The sequence below is a fragment of the Bacteroides sp. 4_1_36 genome, from assembly GCF_003466325.1.
GTDB classification, from domain to species: Bacteria; Bacteroidota; Bacteroidia; order Bacteroidales; family Bacteroidaceae; genus Bacteroides; species Bacteroides uniformis.
Genome location: NZ_QSOX01000026.1, coordinates 24,599 through 48,052 on the forward strand (window position 1 = coordinate 24,599; position 23,454 = coordinate 48,052).

The following is a 23,454-nucleotide window of genomic DNA, read 5'->3' on the forward strand; positions in this document are numbered from 1 at the left end:
AACTTTCTATTCATCATGTAATGCTTCGGCAGGCTGCACCTTCATGGCCTTTCGGGCGGGAATACCTATACCGATGACAATCATTAGGGCAATCAGCACAAAGCTGATGGCGGCACATAGCAGCAGGCGGTCCCACTCCAACGTCGTACCGTTCCTCCAGGAGTTCAACTCCAGGTGTGCAAGATTATAATCGATGAGCAATGCAACGGGGGTGACAATTGCCAACAACAATATCCCTTCACTAAGCAGCCGGCTGAAGATGGCACGGTCTGTCGCTCCATGCGCTTTGTGCAGTGCTATCTCCGAACGGCGTTGCTGCGTACGGAACCAGAATGTTCCGAGCAAGCCGAGGAAAATGTTCAGCAGCAGGAATCCCATACCCATCACATAGTTACGGATGTCATTGGTCCATGCCTGCTGGTAGTTGCGACGAATATCCTTGAAAGAACGTATCTCCGAAATGAAGATATTGCCTATGCGGAACTGGCTCTCACTGTCTGCCTTCAGCCTCTCAATGAAGTCATTGTCCTGCCCTTCACGGACGCGGACACAAAGTTCGAGACCGATATAGTAGAAACTCTGCTTCACCATCATGGAATATGAGCTTCGCGCCTGGTCATAATCGTGATAGCGTACATTTTGCAGTGCAGCACCCAGCCGGTAGGTCTTCGTAGTATCACCAAAAAGATAGAACCGCTGGCCTACGAGATCTGTCATCCGGCAGTCGTATTTCCGGTAGAGGTTATCCGAAGCCATAAACTCCCCGCGCTCCAACATTTCAGCCAATTGTTCGGGTGTCTCGCCACGCGTGCCCCGATAGCGGAATACACGGGGAAAGTCCGGTGTCACTAACCTGCGGATGGTCCAACCGGGAGAACGCAAAGTGTCATAGCTTACTTCAGCGCCTGAATTGCTTCCGTTGTAAGGATACGAATTCTGCGAAAGGCTGACCGCTTCTATCTCCGGCCGACGACGCAGACGCTCCAACAACTCGGCTATGTCATCGTGGGTCTGCTGAGAGGTATGCCCGGCTATGTAGTCGGGACTTTTGGGTGTCAGTTCCCCCAACTCTATAAGGTAGCAGTGCTCTATATTAAAGCCTCTCGGCTCCAGATAGGTGGCGGCGCGCGTGTAGAGATAGTCTACCACGTACCACATCACTACACTCACTACCAATAACTCCAACACCAACCATAGGTTTGAGAGCCATTCATTCTTTATCTGTGTAAGAAGTTTCTTAGTCATTTTCTTCAATGATTAATGTTTTGTGATGGAGTTATTTATGCAAACGTCCGCCCAATGCATTTACAATCCCTATTCTTGATGCACGCCATGCGGGAATACCGGAACTTAGTAAGTTTAGCACAAAGCAGAACAACAACGCCCAGCCAAAGGTGGAGCCATGCAGCAATATGCTCGCATCCACTGCCGGAGGACTCAGCGTCTGGCTGAATTCCTGCGCAAACAGCAGTGTATTTCCCAAATAAGCGAATGCTACACTCAGCAACAATCCCATCACCCCTGCCAGCAATGTCACCACCAGATTTTCTGCAATGATTTGCCCCATCAGTTCCAGTCTCGTTGAACCGAATGCCCGGCGCACACCAATCTCTGCCACACGCTGGCGCAGACGGCTCTGCGTCATCGAGCTGAGGTTGATGGCAGGAACAATCAGTAGAATGATGAAGATAATGAGACGCTGCCTGCGTGCCTGGTCCACGTCCGGTTCGATGTTGGCAGCCATTCCTGCGGCATTTTTCTCCTGGTCATAAGGACGGTTACGGTAAATCAACGAATAACCATTCTCGCCAATTACAGTGTCGTACTCCTGACGGCGGCGTTCCGTCTCCTCACGAATAGCGGGAAAATCATCACGGCTTTTCGCCAGAATGGTAACGCTCATCATCCCCATATGCTCATCACTCCATGTGCTTTTCGTTATCTCAGTAGAAGTATAGGGCACCCATACCTGCGCATAGGCAGTGTTGGCCAAAGTAGAAACATCCTTCACTACACCGGACACTGTATAAGGAGCATGGTTCAAAAGGAATTCGCGACCAACAGCCTCCGTTGTCTGGAATAACCTGCGCGCTACACTTTCCGTAATTACCGCTACAGGTAGTCCGGCATCGAATGTAGCCTGGTCATAAGGTTTCCCGGCAACAAAAGAGAAATCAAACACACGCCAGAAAGTATCATCTGTCTGCAACAGGTCGATACCCGTTGCAGGTTGTCCCGGCAGATTCACGGGGGTAGAAATGACCATACAGGTATAAATCGTTACTGCTTCGGGGGTCTTCAGCGATTTGAAGCACTCAAGCGCAGTCTTTATCCCCATCGGTCCGTTGGAACTGTTTCCCTCTCCCCAGCTTTTGTTGGTGATGCTCATATAATGCACATGTAGAAAGCGGTCGCGGTTGCTCTCCGGAGCAAACGGAGCTACCTTCACCTGCTGCATCATCACCACCAGCATGATGAGGAAGATGGCAAGTGCCGTACCGGCTATGCTGACGGCACTAATCATCGGTTGCTGCCGCAACTGTGCCCAGGCTTGTGTGAAGTATTGCTTTATCATATTGATATTTACGATTAGACGATTTACTATTTACGATTGGTGTTACCGCTACTCAACGGCCCACCTTCAGGTTACATGTATTCACTCCGCCTATGCCTCCTTTAGAAATGTCAGCATGCCCGGCAGTTCCGCTCAAAGTGACGTCACCCACACCACTCATTCTGGCAGTCAAATAATCGCAGACTACATGAATATCGGCGCTACCTACTCCGCGCAAAGCAACTTTCAGCTCGTCACACGTCAAATCGGATACATTCACTTCACCCACTCCCTTTACCTCAAATGACACCTCATCCAGTTTCAAGGGCTTCTCACAATTGAACTCCCCTACACCGGTAAACTCCACCTTCTTCAAATCAGGAGCCGAAATCCAAATGGTCACGCCATCTTTCTGATTTCTCATGCTCTTGTTTTTCCTATCCTTGAAGCCTATCAGCAGACAGCCGTCCTTCACTGTGGTTTCTGTATTCTTCACGTGCTTCTCCTTACCTTCAATCTTGAAAGAATAAGTGTCACTCTGTGTAAAATAAATTGTTCCCACAGACGTTATCTCAATGGACGAAAAGGCATCCACTTTGCGCACTTCACTCACTTTGGTATCTTGTGCATAAACACTCAGCATACCTACAAATGTCAATATCAATGCAATGATAATACCTACTATATTAGTTTTCATTTTTCTTCTTTTTTATTGTTAATCCTCTATTGTTTTTCATACTACTCTTCATGCAACGCCTCTGCCGGCTCAATCTTCATAGCCTGCCGTGCCGGAAACCATATTCCAATCACTACCATCAGAGCTATCAGTAACCAAGCCCCTAGAGAACCTGCAAGGAAGCGTATCACACTCCACTCTATCGGCCAAGTGGATATGAGAGAGGTACGTCCTATAGTAAATTCCGCCATCCCCACATTGTAGCATACAACCATGGCAGGCAATGTCACTAACGCCAATAACAGTAACCCCTCACCTATCAGTAAACGAAACACACCGCCACGCGTACTGCCCATCGTCATCCGTAGAGCTATCTCCGAACGGCGGCGGCGAGTACGGAACCAGAAGGTGCCTATTAACCCCAAAAATACATTCACCAGCAGGAAGAGCACCACCACAGCCTGACTGTTCACCTTATCCGTATCGCCATTCATCACCTCGAACTGCAACTGTTGTTCAGTATAGGGAGCGGCATCTGCCACAAACGCATTGTCCGTGTCCAGTTTAGGCGCTATTTCGCGCAGAAACTTCTCCCGATAATCCGGTCCGTCGGCAGCAGGCTTCACGCGGAAAACAATCTGCGACCAATTGTCGGCAAACTCTGCCTTAATCATATTCTCTCCCAAATGATAAAAGAACCAAGGTTCCTCAACTCCATAACGATAGGAACGGAAAGCACCGGTCTTCCCCATCTGCTTGATGATTGTAACAGAATCACCATTACCTAACGGCGTAGTCTGCGAAAACTCCGGCATTTTCTTACAAAAACGTTCAAAAGCGGCATTACTCAGTGTCACATTGTTCCATCCTGCGGGAGTGTCCCGGAACGGGTGACGCGGGTCCTCACTTATCCGGAAAACATCCATATATCCTCCAGTCGTATAAATACAGCGTCCTTGCACCCAGGAAGTATCTTGCACAACCAACGCATTGTAACTATTACTGCCACTCATCGGAAGGCTCCAATAACAAAGGGCAGCTGCCTCTACGGAAGGCTCTTGTTCCAATTTCGCCAATATACCCAGATATTTATCGGCATCAGTCAGACTCGTATCCCGACTTTCTCCACCTACAACGGTGGATAATTTATAGACATGTTCAATATTATAACCCAGCGGACGGTAGAAAGTATATTTCATGCATCCCAGTGAGTCACAGAGGAACCACATCACGATGAATACCAAGAACAATTCAGCCAATACCCAGCCGTTACTGCTGAAGCGTGCCTTTATCATACGTAAGTTATGTATCGTAAATTTCATATCAAGTACCTCCTTCTATTTATCATTCAAAGAATCTACAATAGTGCGCCGTGCCGCTATCCATGCAGGCAGTGCCGCACTCAACAGATTGATGACCACACAGAAAACAAATGCCAGCAGGAATACCCACGGACTAAACAGTGCCTCCATGTTCAAGCTGAACTCGCCCGACGTACCCACATTCTGATTATTGGTGAACAGCCACATACGCATGGCATATACTGCCAAATAACTGAAAAGCAGTCCCACTACTCCACCCAGTAATGTCAACATCAGATTTTCGTTCAGTATCTGCCGCACAAGCACACTTTTCGTTCCTCCAAAAGCCTTACGTACACCTAATTCGGTAATACGTTGCTGCATGCGGCTGTTACTCAAGCCACACAAATTGAGTGACGGTACCAACAAAATGATAAATAAAGCTACGGCATATTGAAGATAAAGCATTGTCAAGTCTGGCCCTACATTAGCCCATACGTGGTTGACGTGCGCCACGATATTGTCCGGCTGTTCCATGATGTCTATCTGTTTGTTGCCCAATCCGGCATTAACACGTTCCACCTGCTTGGCAATGCCCTCCCGGATGGCAGGAAAGTCATCAGATGTACGTGCCAATACAGCAATCTGCATGCCTCCCAAATAACTGTGGACTCCGGTAATTTTCAGTTCGTCGGCACTGTACATACCCCACACTTGTGCGTATGCATCCTTAGCAGTGACGGAAACATCTTTCACCACTCCCACGATACGTGCAAGTTCCCGGTTCAGCAGGAATTCCTGTCCCACTACATCTGTACTTCCATACAGTTTCCGCGCTACAGACGCACAGACTACTACAGCCTTGCTTTCTCCAGCACGGTCGGCTTCGCTGAAGCCGCGTCCGGCAAGAAACTGCATGCTGAACACTTTCCAGAAGTCGGGATCTGTCCGCATAGCATCCACTTTCACCCGATTGTTACCGTCAGTCAACGAAGCCAACGACAAACCGGCTGGGGAAAATGCCGTACAGTATTCCACTTCGGGCACCGGCTGCACGCATTCTTTCATAAATGCCGCCGAAGGATTACTCCAATTATTATTGCCGTCCTTTTCCTTGTCGTATACGTGCATAGCGGAAAAGTAAAGACACCGACTGCGGTTCACTTCCGGTTCCAAGTCAGCATATTTTGTCTGCCAAGTAATCACAATAGCCATAATCATGGTGATAGCAAAGGCCGTACCCAATATGGAAATCGTACTTAGCAGCGGATTCTGCTTCAAGATTGTAAAAGCTTGTCTTACGGTTTGCATTTCATTTATTGATAGTTGATAATTAATAGTTGACAGTTGGCTGTTAAGCAGTAATTATTCCACCTGACGTCCGTCGAAGAAGCGGACGGTACGTGAGGTCTGTTTGGCCTGCTCTTCATTGTGGGTCACCATCACGATGGTACGTCCGTCTTCCTTGTTCAGTTGATGCAACAGTTCCATGACTTCGGCACCCATCTTGGAGTCCAGGTTACCGGTGGGCTCATCGGCGAGGATTATCTCCGGGTTGCCGATAATGGCACGGGCAATGGCTACACGCTGGCACTGACCGCCGGAAAGCTGTGTAGGCATGTGACGCATGCGGTGGCTCAAACCGACCTTCTTCAATACCTCTTCCGCCAGATGACGGCGTTCCTTGGCAGACACCTTTCTATACAGCAAAGGCAGCTCCACATTATCCAGCACATTCAGCGAATTAATCAGATGGAAAGACTGGAACACAAAACCCAGCTTCTGGTTACGGAAAGCAGCCAGCTCCTTGTCCTTCATGCCGTCCACTTTCGTACCGGCTATTTCGATGGTGCCGCTGGTAGGTGCATCCAGTAAACCCATAATGTTCAGCAACGTAGATTTTCCACAACCGGAGGGTCCCATGATACTGAGAAATTCTCCCTTGTTCACTTCGAGGTTTACATTTTCCAATGCCACGGTTTCAATCTCGTTTGTACGATAAATCTTGTTGATGCCAGTTAACTTAATCATAATGGTAAGTATTTAATTGTTATTATTCTGTTCCGTTTCTATTCCGCACAATTTCTGCTTCAAGAGGTCAAAAGTTGTGCCAAAACCGTTTATCATTGATTATCTGCTATTTATACATGCAGTAAGGTGTCCGAAAATGAACACTTTGTCCGTTTTCATCTATTCGTCACGCAGGGCTTCCGTAGGTGGAATGCAGCTGATGTTGCGCGCCGGGATATAGATTCCCACCAACACTACCACCAGCAGTATCAGAAAGATGACGAGCGACACGAGCAGATAATGCGAGGTGAAATCCGACACCCAATAGCTCTCTGTACTCTCCACCCAATTCTGTCCTTTGGCCAGCCCTTCTTTCAGTGCATATTGCAAATAAAGCAGAAAACCAGTCAGTGAAGCGACCACGGTCAATACCGTGCCTTCGCCCATCAGCAGGCGGACAATGTCACTACGTGTAGCTCCGAACGACAGCATCACTCCCACTTCCTCGCGCCTCGTACGTGTCTGCAACCAGAAGGTACCGATGACACCCAGGCAAAGATTCACCAGGAAGAAAGCCGCCATCGCCAGATTACGGCGGTAAATCGGTGTGGAATTGCTGGCTTCGCTCTCCGTTATAATCTGCTCATAGGAACGGACACTACGGGCAAACAGATTACCCCGCCTCATCTCCTTCACCATCCAGGGACGGAAATCGTGCAGAAAACGCTCCATGCTGACACCCTCTTTGAGACGTACCAGGATATGGGCACTTTCAGGGATATAACTTGTATCGATGGTAAGCATCGGCATAAATGCAACGGGGACGGGACGCCACTCGCTATACATCTTCATGGCTCCTATCGTACCGACAACCGGCATGTACAAGGTATCTCCATGGTCTCTGCTTATACAGCGTTTGCCATGCGCGTCTTTGGTATGGAACAACTGTTCGGCAGCATTCTCCGTCAGTACAATGTCATTCGGGGCATAGGCGTAGTCGGACAGCTGTCCGGGTGTCCGCCCCTTACCGGAACGGAAACCATACGTATCGAAAAAGTTCGTATGAGGCAAAAATTGTATCATCATAATAGATAAGGGAATCGTATCCCCTTCGGCAAACAATTGACTATTCGAACTTCCCGAAGAATTGGGATAACAGAATCCCAGCACGGGAGTGGCCGATTCCACACCGTCAAAGTCCTTGACATAACGCACCAAATTATAATAGTTGTCCACCAACGTAGCAGAGTCCTGCGCTTCGGCATCGTATCCCGGTGCCTGGGGCTGCAATGCGCCCAATGAAATGAGGCAAAGCCGCTCCGCATCATAGCCCAACGGGATATTACGATCGTGCGTGACCACAATCACCGGGTCCAATACAACCCAACTGATGATACTCACCAATATCAATTCGGCCAACAACCATCCGTTCTTGCGGCGGCGCGCCCAAAGATTCTTCCATATTAACTTAAACATACCAACCTCCCGTGTCTTATCGTTTTTCATTCAGTGAGTTCACAATCGGTTTCCGCAAGGAATACCACGCCGGTATAAGGGCCGACAACAGATTCAGCACGACGCACAGCGCCAATGCGGCGAGAAAAACCAGCGGAGCAAACAGCATTTCACCCGATACGCGGACCTCCACTCCTTCGGGTACCATATTCGGCCAGCTGTCGAATACCGTAAATATCCACTCGCGTCCCACGTAAAGTGCCAGCCATGCCAGCAGCAAGCCCAATGCTCCGCCCAGTGCGGTCAGCAGCAGGTTTTCCCACATCACTTGTGAAAGCAGTATCTTACGTCCGGCTCCAAACGATTTCCGCACGCCCATCTCTGCCAGACGTCCCTCCATACGGCTCGATATCATGCCGCTCAGATTCAAGGCAGGCACCAACAGCAATACGAGCAGGACAAGCAGAAAGTGGCGCACTGTGGCCCAAAGGTCAAACTCCATACTTGCATAAGTCTTGAAGACACTCAACAGATGGGAGGTGGGCTGCTCCCAGAAATCTACTTTCCATTCATCGGGATGCATAAGATTCTCCTTGCGGCAGATTTCCTTTATCTCAGCCCGCAGAGCATCTCCCTGCTTACTGTCCTGCACCAGAAAGGTAGCACTGAAAGCTCCCAGATAGGGAAGGTCGTACTTGGGAGTGCTGTAATCGGGCGACACCGTATAAGGTATATAAAGCTGTGCATAGGATTTAGAGGTGAGGTAACTGGCACTGCGCACCACCCCACAAACCCGATAGTCGATATAGTTCAGGCTGAACGAGCGTCCTACTACCTCTTCCGTCGTACCGAACAAGCGGCGTGCCAAATCATCGGTAATGACAGCAGTGGAAATGCCACTTGCCAGGTCGGATGCCGTGAATGGACTACCTTCCAGGAATTGGAAAGAATATATCTTGAAAAAAGCAGGGTCTGTCAACTTTACCATAACCGGAAAATCACCGCTGCGGTCGGCAGGCTGTATATAACTGTTTTCCGACAAATCATTATGCAGCTCGGCCGAAACGACAAGGGCATTCTCTACGGGATAGAACCAGTCTTGCAGTGCCTTGTAGGAAACAGCCCATTGCATGGTCCTGGTATTGTTGCCGCTTCCCTGCGTGAATTTTGAATTGCTGAGGTAAAGCGTATTCATGCGGTTTGCCTCTGGATAGACGGGCGCAATCTTCACATAATACACCACCGCCATAATCATTGTCATGGCAATGGCCAGCCCCGTACCCACAATGTAGAGCATGCTGAACAGTTTATTCTGCTTCAACAGCTCCCAGGCTTGTTTCAAGTAAACCTTTATCATTTTAGCTTCAACTTATTCTTGTTCTTATAGTTACTCATATCGCTCACCACCACTTCATCACCCGGTTGCAAGCCACTGACCACTTCTACAAACTCAAAGTTGGAATCGCCCAGCTGCACCTTGCGCTTTACAATTTCCTTGTCGGAATTGCGTACAAAAAGTTCATACTCCCCACGTCCCACATAATAGCTGGCATTGGCTATGCGCATCACGTCTTCCTTCACTGCATTCATCACATAGACGTCGGTTTTCAGACCGGAACGCAGTCGGCGGTTGTTGTCCTCATTCAACTGCACGGTAAAGGAGATGACGCCATTCTTTGAAAGCGGAGTAACACTGCTTACGGAACCTTCCAGCTTTTCGCTGCCAATCTTCACAATGGCCTTGCCGCCGGCAGCCACACGGTCACCGTAAGTATCGGCAATCTCGCCTTCCACCTTGAAGTGACTCAAGTCGGAGATGACGGCAATCTGTGAGCCTTCGGGAACCTGGGCACCAATCTGATTGTTGATATAAGTAAGGATGGCCTTCCGGGGCGAACGCACCTGCGCATCGTCGAGCGTACGTTTGGTTTCGGCCAGTGTCTTTTGGAACATGCTGAAATCCAGTTCCTGCACTTGGTATTCTGCAGCCAGCACTTCCTTCTCGTTGGCATACTGCTGCTGTAATTGCTCGTATTCCAGTTGTGCTACATTGTAGCTCAGTTCGGCTTGGCGCACTTTGTCGGTGGTGCCCGAACCGAGGCTATCAAGGTACTGCTCGTTACGCAGTTCCACCTTCATGCGGTCCAGCTTCATGGCGGAGACTTTGATTTTCATCTGAAGGTCGGTCAGCTTGGTCTGGTTGTCAAGTTTCAGCTGTTTCAGCTTGTAGCTGCGCATCTGCTCTTCATCCAGCATCTTTTTGTAGTCGGTTTCGGCACTCTGTAAGTCCAGTTTCAGGATAGGGGTACCGACATCCACACTATCACCACCTTTTCTGTACACTTCCAAAATGCGGGTATTGATGGGCGAGTTGATGATTTCCTCGAATGCCGGGACTACCTTGCCGGAGGCGCTGACGCTGACTTCAATCGTGCCTTTACCCACTTGGGAGAAAACGAGGTCTTTCTCCTTCACTCCCGTACGCATCAATGAAATGAGTACACTGACCACTACGATACCTGCCACGCCGATAGCACCGTAGCGGATGATTTTCTTATTGCGTTCTTTATTACGCACTTCTTTCGGAATTTCTCTATCCATATCTTTAAATTTTATTGTTTGCGAACATAACGCTTAATATATACTAAATCCATGCCAAAATCATAAACCACTGAAAGTAAGCGAAAAGGCAAAAAAGAAGGGTGTCCGTTTTCGGACACCCTGTACATTTTCGGATAGCTTCTTTATCTTAATCTCAAGCGGTCTCCCACCTCGGGCACGTATTCCGCATCCTTACGATTCATCTTATAAAGGTTCTTCAGACGAATACCGTACTTTTGGGAAATGGAGTGCATGGAATCGCCGTCCTTCACAATGTAGACAGTATGGGGTTTGGCAGCTTTCTTGCGCTTTTCTTTCAAGTAGATGATGTCTCCCACCTCCAGTGTATATTCTTTATGGAGGTCGTTGTATTTCACCAGTTTCTTCCAGCTGATGTCAAACTCCTTGCCCAATACCTGGAAGGTGTCTCCGTCGCGTGCCACGACATAAGCTATATCGTTGGCAATGTACACCTGATGCGGATTGGCCAGCCAAGGTTTCTTTTTCAGTTCCTTCTCCCAACTGCGGACATCGTGTTTGCTCATGCCACGGCTGTCGTACTTATACAGTTCATAGTCCTCAATAATGGTTATCAGGCGGTTGGCATACGACGGGTCGGTAGCATAGCCGGCCTTCTTCAAGCCGCGCGCCCAACCCTTATAGTCCGTAATCTTCAGTTTGAAAAGAAAAGCATAACGTGCTCCCCGTTTCAGGAAATCGGAATGGTCTTCATAAGAGTCTTTCGGATTGCGATAAGCGCGGAAACATTCATTGCGGGCATCGTCATCATGCCTCACCGTCCGTCCGCGCCAGTTGCCTCCACACTTGATGCCGAAGTGGTTGTTGCTCTTACGCGCCAGCTCGCTGTATCCGGCACCACTCTCCAACAGCCCTTGGGCCAGCGTGATGCTGGCAGGTATCTTATGACGTTGCATCTGCTCCACGGCAAGGGGAGCATACTGTTTGATATACTCATTGTAGCGGGCATTCCGGCGTTGTGCCTGCACTGTTGTAATGGAAATAAAAAGAAATGCTATGATAGCAGTCAGTCTGAAAATCCGTTTCATGCTTAAAATGTTGAGTTCTGCACAAAAGTCCGTAAAAGAATTGAAATAACCAATCTCTTTTCTATCTTTGTAACATTAATTACAATATAACCCTTTGCCTTATGAAAGAATTAAATATCGAAATCGCCGTCAAGATATACGACTATGAAGAACTGGATGCCGCCGACCGCGAACTGATGGATGCCGCCCGCGAGGCTACCAACCGCAGCTATGCCCCTTACTCCCATTTCTCGGTAGGAGCTGCAGCCAGACTGGCAAACGGTATTGTAGTGACCGGCACCAACCAGGAAAACGCTGCCTATCCTTCCGGGCTGTGTGCAGAACGCACCACCCTATTCTATGCCAACTCCCAACATCCCGACCAGGCAGTGACCACCCTCGCCATTGCTGCACGCAACGAGCACGACGAGTTCCTGGAGTCTCCCATCCCGCCCTGCGGCGCCTGCCGGCAAGTGATGCTCGAAACGGAGAAGCGCTTCAAGCAGCCAATGCGGGTGTTGCTGTATGGCAAAAAGGGAATCTACGAGCTGAAGAATGTGGGAGAATTACTGCCACTCTCGTTCGATGCTTCGGCCATGAAGTAACAGAACCAATAAAGTATTAACATCGTGTCTGCAGGAAGTTAATTTCTTGCAAACACGATATTAACTTCTTGCCGACACGATATTAATATCGCAAAAAGCCTTTGTTATTCAGTGGAAATCATTACCTTTGCGCCCACTAACCAATTAATTCCACCGATGAGAATATCCGACTAAAGACAACACATTTCGGTAAACATCACTATCAACATGCTTTTTCAGACTGAACGCTGAGCATCACCTATATAGATGTTTAGCCAATACTGTGTTTGTCTGTACCCCTCCCCTTCGAGAATTTCAATTTCGGGGAATGCTTGCATCTCCCCTATCATTCTTACTTCTAAAAACACAGTAGAAACTTATGAGCTTTATCATTAAAGACCTTAGCTATATCCATGCAGATAAGGAAATCTTGTTTTCACACCTCCACTTGAGTATCAACTCCGGAGATAAAATAGCCCTGACCGGAAATAACGGTTGCGGCAAGTCTACCCTCATGCGTATTTTGGCAGGAGACTTGTCTCCAAGTTCGGGAACGGTGCTACGCCCCGAACATCTGTACTACGTCCCCCAGCACTTCGGGCAATACGACCGACAGACAGTAGCACAAGCTTTGGGAATCAGCCGGAAGCTGTCTGCCCTTCATGCCATCCTAAGCGGTGACGCTGCCGAAAAGCACTTCAATACGCTCGACGATGACTGGAACGTGGAAGAACACGCCCTGGCTTCTCTCGACAATTGGGGACTGGACGGTATCCCACTCTCCCGTCCGATGGAAAGACTTAGCGGCGGCGAAAAAACCCGCATCTTCCTGGCGGGCATGGAGTTGCACAACCCGACAGCCATCCTGCTGGACGAACCGACCAACCATCTGGACGCGGATGGACGGGAACGTCTGTATAACTTGATACGACGGACGTCGGCTACCGTGCTCGTCATCAGTCACGACCGCACGCTACTGAATCAGTTGCCTGCCATCTGCGAACTCTCCTCCCAGGGATTGACGTATTACAGCGGAAACTACGACTTCTACAAAGAACAGAAGGCCCTGCAACAGAAAGCCCTTACCCAACAACTGGAAGAGAAGCAGAAAGCCCTGCGCCTTGCACGCAAAGTGGCACGCGAAGTAGAAGAACGGAAGGCCAAACAGAATGTGCGGGGAGAAAAAAACTCCATTAAAAAGGGGATTCCCCGCATCATGATGGGAGCACTGAAAAACAATGCGGAAAACAGCAGCAGCAGACTCAGCAGCATTCATACGGAGAAAACGGAAAAATTACAGGCAGAAATGTCAGGTATCAAAAGTTCACTGCCACAGACAGACAAACTGAAAACAGACTTCAATGCCTCTCATCTGCATGTGGGGAAGGTTCTGGTCAAGGCAAAGGACGTCAACTTTCATTATCCCAGCCTCGCGGCTTCTCCTATGGAGACAACCCGTCCGGAGGCAGTAAAGGAGCTCTGGTCTTCCTCCCTCACCTTCCAGTTGAGAAGCGGCGACCGCCTCAGCCTGAAAGGAAAAAACGGCAGTGGAAAAACAACCCTGCTGAAACTCATCATGGGCGAACTGCACCCCACCGGCGGAGTGATGGAGCGTGCCGACTTCACCTCCGTCTATCTGGACCAGGAATACTCCCTCGTCCGTAATGAGCGCAGCGTACTCCAACAAGCAGAAGCCTTCAACCACCGCCACCTGCCGGAACATGAAGTGAAAACCATCCTCAACCGTTATCTCTTTCCCCACGACGTGTGGAACAAGCCGTGCAGCAAACTGAGTGGCGGCGAAAAGATGCGTCTTTCCTTCTGCTGCCTGATGATTGCCGACAACACCCCGGACATGTTCATTTTGGACGAACCCACCAACAATCTGGACATCGAGAGCATAGAAATAATAACGGCAACGATACGCGACTACGCCGGCACCGTAATTGCCATCAGCCACGACCGGGAATTTCTGAAAGACACCGGCATCGAACGGGAGATACTTTTGGAATGAATCAGTAATTTAGGTAACAACAACCGTAATTTGTATACTGCCGTTCTCATAAAACCTGCCTATTTTTGTAGCACGTAATCATTTACTAACTAACGAACAACGAATATGAGCAAAAAAGTATTAATCCTCTCCTCCAGTCCCCGCAGGAATGGAAACTCCGACCTCTTGTGCAACGAATTCATGCGCGGTGCCGCAGAAGCCGGACATCAAGTAGAAAAGATTTTCCTGAAAGACAAGCACATCAACTACTGCACGGGATGTAGCGTATGCAGCATGTACGGCAAACCCTGCCCACAAAAGGACGATGCCGCCGAAGTGGTGGAAAAGATGATTGCCGCCGACGTCATCGTCATGGCAACCCCCGTCTACTTCTACACCATGAGCGCGCAGATGAAGACACTGATTGACCGTTGTTGCGCACGCTACCTTGAAATAAAGGACAAGGAGTTCTACTTCATCATCGCCGCCGCCGAAGAAAGTGTCCCCATGATGGAGCGTACCATCGATGGTTTCCGTGGCTTCCTCGACTGCCTGGAAGAGCCCAAAGAATGCGGCACCATTTATGGCGTGGGTGCCTGGAAGGTGGGCGAGATAAACGACAAGCCTTCCATGCACGAAGCCTACGAGATGGGAAAAAAGGTATAAAGAACGAATACTAATCGCTATACAATACATTTATGCTACGTACCATCAGACTGACCCTTGCCGTCATCTTCTTCGCACTCATCACGCTGTTGTTCCTCGACTTCACGGGAACACTGCATGCCTGGTTCGGATGGATGGCGAAGATACAATTCCTGCCGGCCGTGCTGGCACTGAACATCGGTGTAGTACTGTTTCTTGCAGTGCTGACCTTGGTATTCGGACGCATCTACTGCTCCGTCATCTGCCCGTTGGGAGTATTCCAGGACATTGTTTCCTGGCTCTCCGCCAAACGGAAGAAAAACCGTTTCCGCTACTCGTCCGCACTGAAATGGCTACGCTACGGTGTGCTGGGAGTATTCGTACTTGCCATTATCGGCGGACTGAACTCTTTTGTCGTGCTGCTGGCCCCTTACAGCTCATACGGGCGCATCGTTTCCAGCCTTTTCTCCCCACTCTACCAGTGGGCAAACAACGGACTGGCCTACCTGGCCGAACGTGCTGACAGCTATGCCTTCTATGAAACGGATGTATGGATGAAGAGTCTCCCTACCCTGCTGATTGCCACGGTCACTCTGGTAGTCCTCATCGTGCTGGCATGGCGGGGCGGACGTACCTATTGCAACACTATCTGTCCGGTAGGTACAGTGCTTGGCTTCCTCTCGAAGTATTCCTTGCTGAAACCGGTAATTGACACAAAGAAGTGCAACAGTTGCGGACTTTGTGCCCGCAACTGCAAGGCATCGTGCATCAACATCAAGGCACACGAAATAGATTACAGCCGTTGCGTGGCATGTATGGACTGTATCAACAAGTGCAGGAAAGGTGCCATCACTTACACACGCCGCAAGCCGGCCTCCGCTGCAGTCTCCCAGGAAACCTCCGTGGCACCGGAGCAGGTAAACGACGCCCGCCGCGCATTTCTCTCTACAACCGCCGTGTTTGCTGCTGCGGCAGCCCTCAAGGCGCAGGAGAAGAAAGTGGACGGTGGACTGGCTGTCATCGAGGATAAGAAAATCCCCGAGCGCGCCACTCCCATCACTCCTCCGGGCTCACTGAGCGCCCGCCACTTTGCACAACACTGCACAGCCTGCCAGCTCTGCGTATCGGTATGCCCCAACCAAGTGCTCCGTCCTTCTTCGGACTTGACAAAACTGATGCAGCCGGAAATGTCCTACGAACGCGGTTACTGCCGCCCCGAATGCGCCAAGTGTGCGGAGGTGTGTCCTACCGATGCCATCCATCTGACGAGCCTCGCCGAGAAATCGGCCGTCCAAATCGGTCATGCCGTATGGATTAAGGAGAATTGCATCTGCATCACAGACAAGATGGAATGCGGGAACTGTGCCCGCCATTGTCCGGCCGGTGCCATACAGATGGTTCCTTCAGACCCGGAAGACGAAGCCTCCATCAAGATACCGGTAGTCAACGCCGAACGCTGTATCGGATGCGGAGCATGCGAGAACCTTTGTCCGTCGCGTCCGTTCAGTGCCATTTATGTGGAAGGCCATGTGATGCACAGAACTGTCTGAAGCAGCTTTATCACCCTAATATCCATTTATAATTTCAGTCCTATCACAATGAAAGAAGACAATAAGAACAAGATAAACCGCCGCGATTTCTTCAAACTCGCCGGTGCAGGAACGCTTGCCTCGGCAGCAGCCCTGTACGGCTGTTCGGGCAACAAGAACAACGGGGAGAGCGAATCGGCCGCGCTGGGCGAGATACCAACCGACAAGATGACCTACCGTACCAATCCCAACACGGGCGACCGGGTTTCTCTACTGGGATACGGATGCATGCGATGGCCCACCCGGAAACGCGCCGACGGGAATGGAGACGAAATAGACCAGGAAGCCGTGAACGACCTAATAGACTATGCCATTGCCCACGGAGTGAACTATTTCGACACCTCCCCCGCCTATGTGCAAGGTCTGTCGGAGCGCGCCACGGGCATTGCCTTGAAACGCCACCCACGGGAGAAATTCTTCCTTGCCACAAAGCTGTCCAACTTCAGTCCCAGCACGCACAGCCGCGAAGAGTCCCTTGCCATGTATCACCGCTCCTTCCGCGACCTGCAAGTGGACTACATCGACTACCTCTTGTTGCACGGCATCGGCATGGGCGGCATGGAAGCCCTCCGCTCCCGCTATCTGGACAACGGCATGCTGGACTTCCTGCTGAAAGAGCGTGAAGCCGGACGCATCCGCAACCTCGGATTCTCCTATCATGGAGACATCGAAGTCTTTGACTACCTGCTCTCCCGCCACGACGAACTGAAATGGGACTTCGTACAAATCCAACTGAACTACGTAGACTGGCGGCATGCCAAAGAAGTGAATACCCGCAACACGGATGCCGAATACCTATATGCCGAGCTGGTGAAGCGCAACATTCCCGCCGTTATCATGGAGCCGTTGCTGGGCGGACGCCTATCCCGCCTGAACGACCACTTGATGGCACGTCTGAAACAACGCCGTCCGCAGGAGAGCGTAGCTTCCTGGGCCTTCCGATTCGCAGGTACTTTCCCCGATGTGCTGACCGTACTAAGCGGAATGACGTACATGGAGCATCTGCAAGACAACCTGCGTACCTTCTCCCCGCTTGTTCCATGTACGGAAGAGGAGTTTACCTTACTGGAAGATACCGCCCAGCGAATGCTGCAATACCCCACCGTGCCGTGCAACGACTGCAAATACTGTATGCCGTGCCCCTATGGACTGGATATTCCAGCCATCTTGCTGCACTACAACCGCTGCATCAACGAGGGCAACGTGCCGCAGAACAGCCAAGACGAGAATTACCGCGAGGCACGCCGCGCCTTCCTGATAGGCTATGACCGCAGTGTTCCCCGTCTCCGCCAAGCCAACCGCTGCACCGGTTGCGGTCAATGCAACCCGCACTGTCCGCAAGGCATCGACATCCCGGCGAAACTGCAGGAGATAGACCGATTTGTGGAAGCGCTGAAGCAGGAAACCCTTTAACGGACTTATCTTCAACCCTGGTTGTCCATTTTAAGGATTACCAATCATATACAGATTCTTCTTTTTGTATAACTTTGCAAAAAGAACCATAGATAAACGATGAATAAAAAGATTTTAACCGCAATTTTAATAAGTATCGCCCTTCCGGGTAGTATGCTGTCCGCACCTGCCGACAGCCTCCGGCTGAAAAGCTACAAGCTTGATGAAGTCGTAGTGACCGGGACAAGAGATGAAACAGACATCCGCCACCTGCCAATGACCATCTCCGTAGTGGGCCGCCAGCAACTGGAACAGACCTACCAGCCCTCCATCCTGCCTGCACTGACCGAGCAGGTGCCCGGACTTTTCACCACAAGCCGCGGCATCATGGGCTACGGCGTATCCACGGGAGCCGCAGGAGGCATGAGCCTGCGCGGCATAGGCGCCGGGGTGAATGCCGCCGGAGGACCTACGACCAGCCTGCTGGTGCTGATAGACGGACACCCGCAATACATGGGCTTGATGGGGCATCCCATCGCCGACGCCTACCAGAGCATGATGGCCGAACGGGTGGAAGTGCTGCGCGGTCCCGCCTCCGTCCTCTACGGGTCCAATGCAATGGGCGGGGTTATCAACATCGTCACCCGCAAGATGCAGGAGGACGGGGTGAAAACCAATGCGCAGATAGGATACGGTTCCTACAATACCCTGCAGACGGAAGTCTCCAACCGCGTGAGGAAAGGGCGTTTCAGCAGCGTGGTGACCGGCTCGTACAACCGTACCGACGGACACCGTGACGACATGGAGTTTGAGCAGTATGGCGGCTATGCCAAACTGGGATACGACTTCAGCGACACCTGGAAGCTGTGGGGCGACGTGAACATCACCCGCTTCAACGCCTCCAATCCCGGCGAAGCCGACAATCCGTATATAGACAACGACTCGCGCATCACACGCGGCATGACCTCCTTCGCACTGGAAAATCGTTACGACCGTACTTCCGGCGCCGTGAGCTTCTTCTATAACTGGGGCCGGCACAGGATTAACGACGGCTACCACCCCGGAGAAGAGCCCCAGAAGTCGCACTTCAACTCCAAGGACCGGATGCTGGGCATATCGTGGTATCAAAGCGCCACGCTCTTCACCGGTAACCGCCTGACCGTAGGTTTCGATTACCAGCACTTCGGCGGAGAGTCCTGGAACAAGGTTGTCGCCATCGACGAGGCAAAACCCGGACAGCAGATTGGTGACCGCATCCCCGGCGTGGACAAGCAGATGGATGAATTTGCAGGCTATGTGGATTTCAGGCAGGACATCAACAGTTGGCTTTCACTGGACGCCGGTGTCCGCATAGACCACCATTCGCACGTAGGCACGGAATGGATTCCCCAAGGGGGACTGGCTTTCCATCTGCCGCGGCAGGCAGAACTGAAAGCAATGGTGAGCAAAGGATTCCGTAACCCCACCATCCGGGAGATGTACATGTTCCCTCCACAGAACCCCGATTTGAAAGCGGAGAGCCTGATGAACTATGAACTCTCCTTTACGGGGCAGCTTTTGGGAGGGCCCATGTCCTATGGGGTGAACCTCTACTACATCAACGGGGACAACATCATCATGACAGACCCTGCCCTGCGCAAGAACGTCAACTCCGGAGAGATAGAGAACTGGGGCGTGGAAACCAACCTTGGCTACCGCATCAACCGACACTGGCAGATGAATGCCAATTATAGCTGGCTGCACATGGAGAATCCGGTACTGGCGGCTCCCGAACACAAACTCTATGCCGGTACGGACTTTACACAAAGACGCTGGAGCTTGTCTACCGGTATACAATACGTGAAGGGACTCCATACCTCGGTCACCCCGGGCAAGGAGAAGCAGGAAAGCTTCGTACTCTGGAACCTGCGTGCCAACTACCGTCTGTGCAGTTTTGCCGACGTCTTTGTCAAGGGTGAAAACCTGCTGGCGCAACGCTATGAAATCAATGCAGGCTTCCCCATGCCGAAAGCCACGGTGATGGGAGGCGTAAATATCAACTTTTAATACATTACAACTACATGGAAACAAAAACAGTTAAACTCTACTCGCTGGATTACAATAATGTGAAGACGTATCTGGCAGCCTCGCTATTCATTCTTGGCAATCTGGCTCTTCCCCAGCTCTTTCATCTCATTCCCCAGGGAGGGATAACCTGGCTGCCAATCTATTTCTTCACGCTGGTGGGCGCTTATAAATTCGGATGGAAAGTGGGGTTGCTGACAGCCGTCCTGTCGCCCGTCCTCAACTCCCTGCTATTCGGAATGCCACTTCCCGCAGCACTTCCCGCCATTCTGTTGAAGTCTGTATTACTGGCTGTGGCGGCGGGCTGGGCAGCACACCGTTTCCAGCGCATTTCCCTGCCTATTCTGCTGGCAGTAGTTCTTTTCTATCAGGTAGCAGGTACTTTGGGAGAATGGGCCATGGTGGGCAGCTTCTTCCGGGCTGTACAAGATTTCCGTATCGGTGTGCCGGGAATGGGATTGCAAGTGGCAGGCGGATATTTACTGCTGAAATATAGCCTTCAATAAGCACGCTTTCAGGGCAAACCTTATTTCAGTAATTCCGCAAAGGGGTGTATTCCGCCCGATAGATGCGGTCGAAGAACGGCGTCCACTCATTGTCCGTGATGCCAATCTGCAGACCGTAGAAGTGTGTACCGGCTTCCCGACAGCGACGAATCTCCTCCATAAAGGCAGGTGAAGAGTGAGGAATCTTGAAGTCGCTGACCCAAAGCACATCGGCATTCATATACTCCTTGCCTTCTTTGAGCAGGTGGAACGTGGCTTCCAGCATGCGGGTGGAATCTGTATCCCCGCAAGCTGTCTTTGAGAAGAATTCGAGCAGCCTTGCCCGCTCTTTCCTTACATCAATCGGATGAATGGAGACGGAAAAGGCTATCAGAAAGCAGTTCCGCCGTTGACGGTCGGCTATCTCCAGGAGCTTTATCAGCAGGGAGTGGGCAATCTTCTCCGGCTTGCCAGCCATGCTTCCCGAGGTGTCCAGACAGACAATCATCGGACCTTTGGGACGGGCGGGCTTGGTTTCGATACGCCGGGCAGGCTGCATGATTTCCGATTTATAGCGGAAGGTCTGGAGCTTGCGGGTGAGGTATTTGTAGACGAACAAATCTTCCAGTTCGCTGTCGGCGGAATGGGCAAGCTCAATGGGAAGCAGGGCATTGAGGTCGTTGCCGGTACTGATACCCAGGATGTCACATTTGGAGGAGTGCTCCATTTTGTAGACGTTTCCCTCGGCAACGCGGATTTGCTCACGTCCTTCGTCGTCTGCCATACGCCCCATCTTGCGGGCCACTTTCACTATCTCGGGGCAAGAGCGCTGGATGCGCACGATTTTCCGTATACGCTCAAAGTCGACAGTATTCCACAAGCCGCTCATCATGCCCCAGGTCTGGAAGAATTCGTCCTTATCCACCCGGTTCTGGCGGATGTACTCGGGGATGTCTTTCAGATTGGAACGGAGCCTGCGCTCGAGGGCATCTTTGCGGAAAGCAATCTCTTTCTCCTTTTCTTCGTGCATCTTCAGTTGGAAGGCGTCTTCCCAGTCGTCCACCATTTTCTCCCAGACTTCATCGTCCGCATATCCTCCTTCTGTACCGAAGTAGCTGCGGTAGAAACGGGAGTCGAAGCCGTACTCCCGGTATTTGTCGGAAATCTGCTGGAGCAAGGCTTGCCAGCCGTCTTTCCGCTTTACCATGGACCATTCCAGCACGAGTTTCATCCCGGTCCGTTCCGACTGGCTTTTCCGGAGGTGGTACCTCTCCTTCTCCAAGTTCAATTGGATGAACTGAATCATGGTGTCGTAAAAGATACGTGCACAGACCTCATCGCCCAGCACCTGCACCTTGACCATGGAGTCGTTCATCACAGAGAGTAGATAGGCATACAAGGGCTCGGTATCCGTCTCTGCGCACTCTCCGGTGGCAACGAAACGGTCCAGTGCCTGCACATAGAAGGCGGTGTCATATCGGGTGACGGTGGTGTTCATCTTCTTCTTGGTTACTGGAGGATTATTCGTCTCCATATCTCAGTTTGCGCATGTCCACACGCGCCCAGGCTATCTCCTTGCGGACGATGGAGACGTATTGAGCTACGCTCTTTTTGTCTTCTTCGGAGACGAAAAGGTTGTCGGACAAATCTCCTACCAGGCGGTCTATGCTGGTGGCGGCGGCGTCCAATTCCGTCTCGTAGTCACGGTCGGTGACGGAGAGGTTTCCCAGCCAGAGTTGTTGCTCCTCACCTCGTTGCAGACGCCGCATGGGGAAGCGCACACCGTTGATGTAGAGATGCTTGTCGTCGCGGTAGAGGGTGACGCGTTCGGTGCCTTCCTCTTTCACGGCGCCGGTGTCGGCAAAGGCGCGGATGATGGTACGCTTGGGATTGATGGGGTCGGCATACATTACGCCCAAGGTGGGGGCATCTTTGGCGCTGTACTCCTTCAGATTTTTGTAGTCCACGATAAAGATGTAGGTGTTGCCCGTACCATGTTTCTCCACCTGGTAGTAGAAGTGTTCCGTTATCAGCAGGTCATCGTCCCTACGGTCGCCGGCAAGGCGGGCTTTGTCGAGGGCTTCGCGCACACGGCTGACTTTCAAATCGGATTTCAGCGAGGAGGCGATACCGGCAATCTGTTTTGTGTGGGACACGAATAAGGCACGGATAACGATGTCACGGATGGCAACGCTCTCATCAGGCTCACTCCATAGGCAGTGGTAGACGGGAAGCAGGTCGGTCATGGAGACTTCCGTGCGGCCGTGGACGAAGGCGGAGGTCTTGAGCAGCTTCACGATGTTCTTCCAGCGGCGGTCGCTGACGTAGACATTGCGGCGCAGGTCGGAGTCTTGCATCTCTACGCTTGTCAGTCCGTGGCGAATGGCTGTGATGCAGGAAAGAACATCGAGAGGCAAGGTTACGCGGCGTATCTCAGCTTGCCATTCGGCATACTCGCGGTCGGAGATTTGCCATTCGCAGGCAGTCGTTTCCGGATGGTCGGCAGAATCGTCCAGCAGCATTTTGTAGAAAGACTCTTCCTGCTTGACGCAGGTGCAGAGAATGCGGATAAGGAAGCGGTCCCATAGGGCTTCCAGTCCCTCGCCTTGAGCGGGCAGTTCGTTACTGGCAGCTACGAGCAGTTTGAGGGGGAGATGCAGTTCCTTGTCGCCATTGCGGAAAAGTTTCTCGTTGATGACGGTCAGCAGAGTGTTCTGTATGGCAGGGCCTGCTTTCCATATTTCGTCCAGAAACACGACATCGGCTGTGGGCAGATAGCCGTCGATGGCACGTTCATACTTGTCGGATTCTTTCAGTCGGCTAATGCTGACAGGACCGAAAATCTCGTCGGGCGTAGAGAAGCGGGACATCAGGTATTCAAAGGCACGGGCATCTGTAAAAGCCGACTTTAGCCGCCTGGCTACCATTGACTTGGCTACTCCCGGAGGTCCCAGGAGCAGAATGCTCTCGCCTGCCAGAGCTGCCAGCAGGGAGAGGTTTATGTCTTATCCTGATATAGGTAGACACATTTACAAACTAATAAATGTGTTACTATTATG

The 23,454-nt window shown here is 51.1% G+C and carries 19 protein-coding genes; 7 read left to right on the forward strand and 12 right to left on the reverse strand.

Going from position 1 to position 23,454, the window contains the following annotated elements:
- Positions 1-6 precede the first annotated feature (6 nt).
- The 10 genes from DXD65_RS18620 to DXD65_RS18665 form a co-directional block, all read right to left on the reverse strand.
- Complete coding sequence (locus DXD65_RS18620) at positions 7-1,245, reverse strand: ABC transporter permease (protein ID WP_008664742.1); 1,239 nt, start codon at positions 1,243-1,245, stop codon at positions 7-9.
- A gap of 31 nt (positions 1,246-1,276) precedes the next feature.
- Positions 1,277-2,575 (reverse strand): ABC transporter permease, encoded by a 1,299-nt coding sequence (locus DXD65_RS18625; protein ID WP_005831154.1) that lies wholly within the window; start codon positions 2,573-2,575, stop codon positions 1,277-1,279.
- Between the two features lie 52 nt (positions 2,576-2,627).
- Positions 2,628-3,251 (reverse strand): GIN domain-containing protein, encoded by a 624-nt coding sequence (locus tag DXD65_RS18630; protein ID WP_005837414.1) that lies wholly within the window; start codon positions 3,249-3,251, stop codon positions 2,628-2,630.
- Between the two features lie 41 nt (positions 3,252-3,292).
- Positions 3,293-4,552 (reverse strand): FtsX-like permease family protein, encoded by a 1,260-nt coding sequence (locus DXD65_RS18635; protein ID WP_057258692.1) that lies wholly within the window; start codon positions 4,550-4,552, stop codon positions 3,293-3,295.
- Positions 4,553-4,567: 15 nt separating this feature from the next.
- On the reverse strand, positions 4,568-5,842 hold the full coding sequence (locus DXD65_RS18640) for an ABC transporter permease (RefSeq protein WP_005831160.1): 1,275 nt from the start codon (positions 5,840-5,842) through the stop codon (positions 4,568-4,570).
- 54 nt (positions 5,843-5,896) lie between these two features.
- A complete protein-coding gene (locus DXD65_RS18645) occupies positions 5,897-6,562 on the reverse strand; it encodes an ABC transporter ATP-binding protein (RefSeq protein ID WP_005831162.1) in 666 nt (221 codons plus the stop codon).
- A gap of 159 nt (positions 6,563-6,721) precedes the next feature.
- On the reverse strand, positions 6,722-8,017 hold the full coding sequence (locus DXD65_RS18650; RefSeq protein ID WP_035449316.1) for an ABC transporter permease: 1,296 nt from the start codon (positions 8,015-8,017) through the stop codon (positions 6,722-6,724).
- 16 nt (positions 8,018-8,033) lie between these two features.
- Positions 8,034-9,353: an ABC transporter permease gene (locus tag DXD65_RS18655; RefSeq protein ID WP_005837418.1), complete on the reverse strand. Its 1,320-nt coding sequence runs from the start codon at positions 9,351-9,353 to the stop codon at positions 8,034-8,036.
- Positions 9,350-10,597: an efflux RND transporter periplasmic adaptor subunit gene (locus DXD65_RS18660; protein ID WP_016274396.1), complete on the reverse strand. Its 1,248-nt coding sequence runs from the start codon at positions 10,595-10,597 to the stop codon at positions 9,350-9,352. Before DXD65_RS18660 ends, DXD65_RS18655 begins: the two co-directional genes overlap by 4 nt.
- A 143-nt stretch (positions 10,598-10,740) precedes the next feature.
- Positions 10,741-11,664 (reverse strand): glucosaminidase domain-containing protein, encoded by a 924-nt coding sequence (locus DXD65_RS18665; protein WP_008664751.1) that lies wholly within the window; start codon positions 11,662-11,664, stop codon positions 10,741-10,743.
- Positions 11,665-11,765: 101 nt separating this feature from the next.
- On the opposite strand from DXD65_RS18665, the gene cdd reads away from it, so the two are divergent.
- From cdd to DXD65_RS18700, 7 genes are all read left to right on the forward strand, one after another.
- Complete coding sequence (cdd, locus tag DXD65_RS18670; RefSeq protein WP_005837423.1) at positions 11,766-12,248, forward strand: cytidine deaminase; 483 nt, start codon at positions 11,766-11,768, stop codon at positions 12,246-12,248.
- 358 nt (positions 12,249-12,606) lie between these two features.
- Positions 12,607-14,241 (forward strand): ABC-F family ATP-binding cassette domain-containing protein, encoded by a 1,635-nt coding sequence (locus DXD65_RS18675; protein WP_117887858.1) that lies wholly within the window; start codon positions 12,607-12,609, stop codon positions 14,239-14,241.
- A 105-nt stretch (positions 14,242-14,346) separates the two neighbouring features.
- Positions 14,347-14,886, forward strand: a complete 540-nt coding sequence (locus DXD65_RS18680) for a flavodoxin family protein (protein ID WP_022400806.1) — start codon at positions 14,347-14,349, stop codon at positions 14,884-14,886.
- A gap of 32 nt (positions 14,887-14,918) precedes the next feature.
- Positions 14,919-16,415 (forward strand): 4Fe-4S binding protein, encoded by a 1,497-nt coding sequence (locus tag DXD65_RS18685; RefSeq protein ID WP_117681029.1) that lies wholly within the window; start codon positions 14,919-14,921, stop codon positions 16,413-16,415.
- 48 nt (positions 16,416-16,463) lie between these two features.
- Complete coding sequence (locus tag DXD65_RS18690) at positions 16,464-17,867, forward strand: aldo/keto reductase (RefSeq protein WP_009038271.1); 1,404 nt, start codon at positions 16,464-16,466, stop codon at positions 17,865-17,867.
- Positions 17,868-18,020: 153 nt separating this feature from the next.
- Positions 18,021-19,892, forward strand: coding sequence for a TonB-dependent receptor (locus DXD65_RS18695; RefSeq protein ID WP_374937102.1), 1,872 nt, complete (start codon positions 18,021-18,023; stop codon positions 19,890-19,892).
- A gap of 14 nt (positions 19,893-19,906) precedes the next feature.
- A complete protein-coding gene (locus tag DXD65_RS18700; RefSeq protein WP_035448758.1) occupies positions 19,907-20,416 on the forward strand; it encodes a membrane protein in 510 nt (169 codons plus the stop codon).
- A 25-nt stretch (positions 20,417-20,441) separates the two neighbouring features.
- Here DXD65_RS18700 and DXD65_RS18705 read toward each other — a convergent pair whose 3' ends face one another.
- Positions 20,442-21,893 (reverse strand): hypothetical protein, encoded by a 1,452-nt coding sequence (locus DXD65_RS18705; RefSeq protein ID WP_057258696.1) that lies wholly within the window; start codon positions 21,891-21,893, stop codon positions 20,442-20,444.
- A gap of 22 nt (positions 21,894-21,915) precedes the next feature.
- Positions 21,916-23,397 carry an AAA family ATPase gene (locus tag DXD65_RS18710; protein WP_117887859.1) on the reverse strand — a complete coding sequence of 494 codons (1,482 nt, stop codon included), beginning with the start codon at positions 23,395-23,397 and terminating at the stop codon, positions 21,916-21,918.
- Positions 23,398-23,454: the final 57 nt, after the last annotated feature.

Excerpts from the sequence above, each read along its gene's own strand:
- DXD65_RS18620 (WP_008664742.1), bottom strand. The coding sequence starts at position 1,245 with ATGACTAAGAAACTTCTTACACAGATAAAGAATGAATGGCTCTCAAAC.
- DXD65_RS18625 (WP_005831154.1), bottom strand. The coding sequence starts at position 2,575 with ATGATAAAGCAATACTTCACACAAGCCTGGGCACAGTTGCGGCAGCAA.
- DXD65_RS18630 (WP_005837414.1), bottom strand. The coding sequence starts at position 3,251 with ATGAAAACTAATATAGTAGGTATTATCATTGCATTGATATTGACATTT.
- DXD65_RS18635 (WP_057258692.1), bottom strand. The coding sequence starts at position 4,552 with ATGAAATTTACGATACATAACTTACGTATGATAAAGGCACGCTTCAGC.
- DXD65_RS18640 (WP_005831160.1), bottom strand. The coding sequence starts at position 5,842 with ATGCAAACCGTAAGACAAGCTTTTACAATCTTGAAGCAGAATCCGCTG.
- DXD65_RS18645 (WP_005831162.1), bottom strand. The coding sequence starts at position 6,562 with ATGATTAAGTTAACTGGCATCAACAAGATTTATCGTACAAACGAGATT.
- DXD65_RS18650 (WP_035449316.1), bottom strand. The coding sequence starts at position 8,017 with ATGTTTAAGTTAATATGGAAGAATCTTTGGGCGCGCCGCCGCAAGAAC.
- DXD65_RS18655 (WP_005837418.1), bottom strand. The coding sequence starts at position 9,353 with ATGATAAAGGTTTACTTGAAACAAGCCTGGGAGCTGTTGAAGCAGAAT.
- DXD65_RS18660 (WP_016274396.1), bottom strand. The coding sequence starts at position 10,597 with ATGGATAGAGAAATTCCGAAAGAAGTGCGTAATAAAGAACGCAATAAG.
- DXD65_RS18665 (WP_008664751.1), bottom strand. The coding sequence starts at position 11,664 with ATGAAACGGATTTTCAGACTGACTGCTATCATAGCATTTCTTTTTATT.
- cdd (WP_005837423.1), top strand. The coding sequence starts at position 11,766 with ATGAAAGAATTAAATATCGAAATCGCCGTCAAGATATACGACTATGAA.
- DXD65_RS18675 (WP_117887858.1), top strand. The coding sequence starts at position 12,607 with ATGAGCTTTATCATTAAAGACCTTAGCTATATCCATGCAGATAAGGAA.
- DXD65_RS18680 (WP_022400806.1), top strand. The coding sequence starts at position 14,347 with ATGAGCAAAAAAGTATTAATCCTCTCCTCCAGTCCCCGCAGGAATGGA.
- DXD65_RS18685 (WP_117681029.1), top strand. The coding sequence starts at position 14,919 with ATGCTACGTACCATCAGACTGACCCTTGCCGTCATCTTCTTCGCACTC.
- DXD65_RS18690 (WP_009038271.1), top strand. The coding sequence starts at position 16,464 with ATGAAAGAAGACAATAAGAACAAGATAAACCGCCGCGATTTCTTCAAA.
- DXD65_RS18695 (WP_374937102.1), top strand. The coding sequence starts at position 18,021 with ATGCTGTCCGCACCTGCCGACAGCCTCCGGCTGAAAAGCTACAAGCTT.
- DXD65_RS18700 (WP_035448758.1), top strand. The coding sequence starts at position 19,907 with ATGGAAACAAAAACAGTTAAACTCTACTCGCTGGATTACAATAATGTG.
- DXD65_RS18705 (WP_057258696.1), bottom strand. The coding sequence starts at position 21,893 with ATGAACACCACCGTCACCCGATATGACACCGCCTTCTATGTGCAGGCA.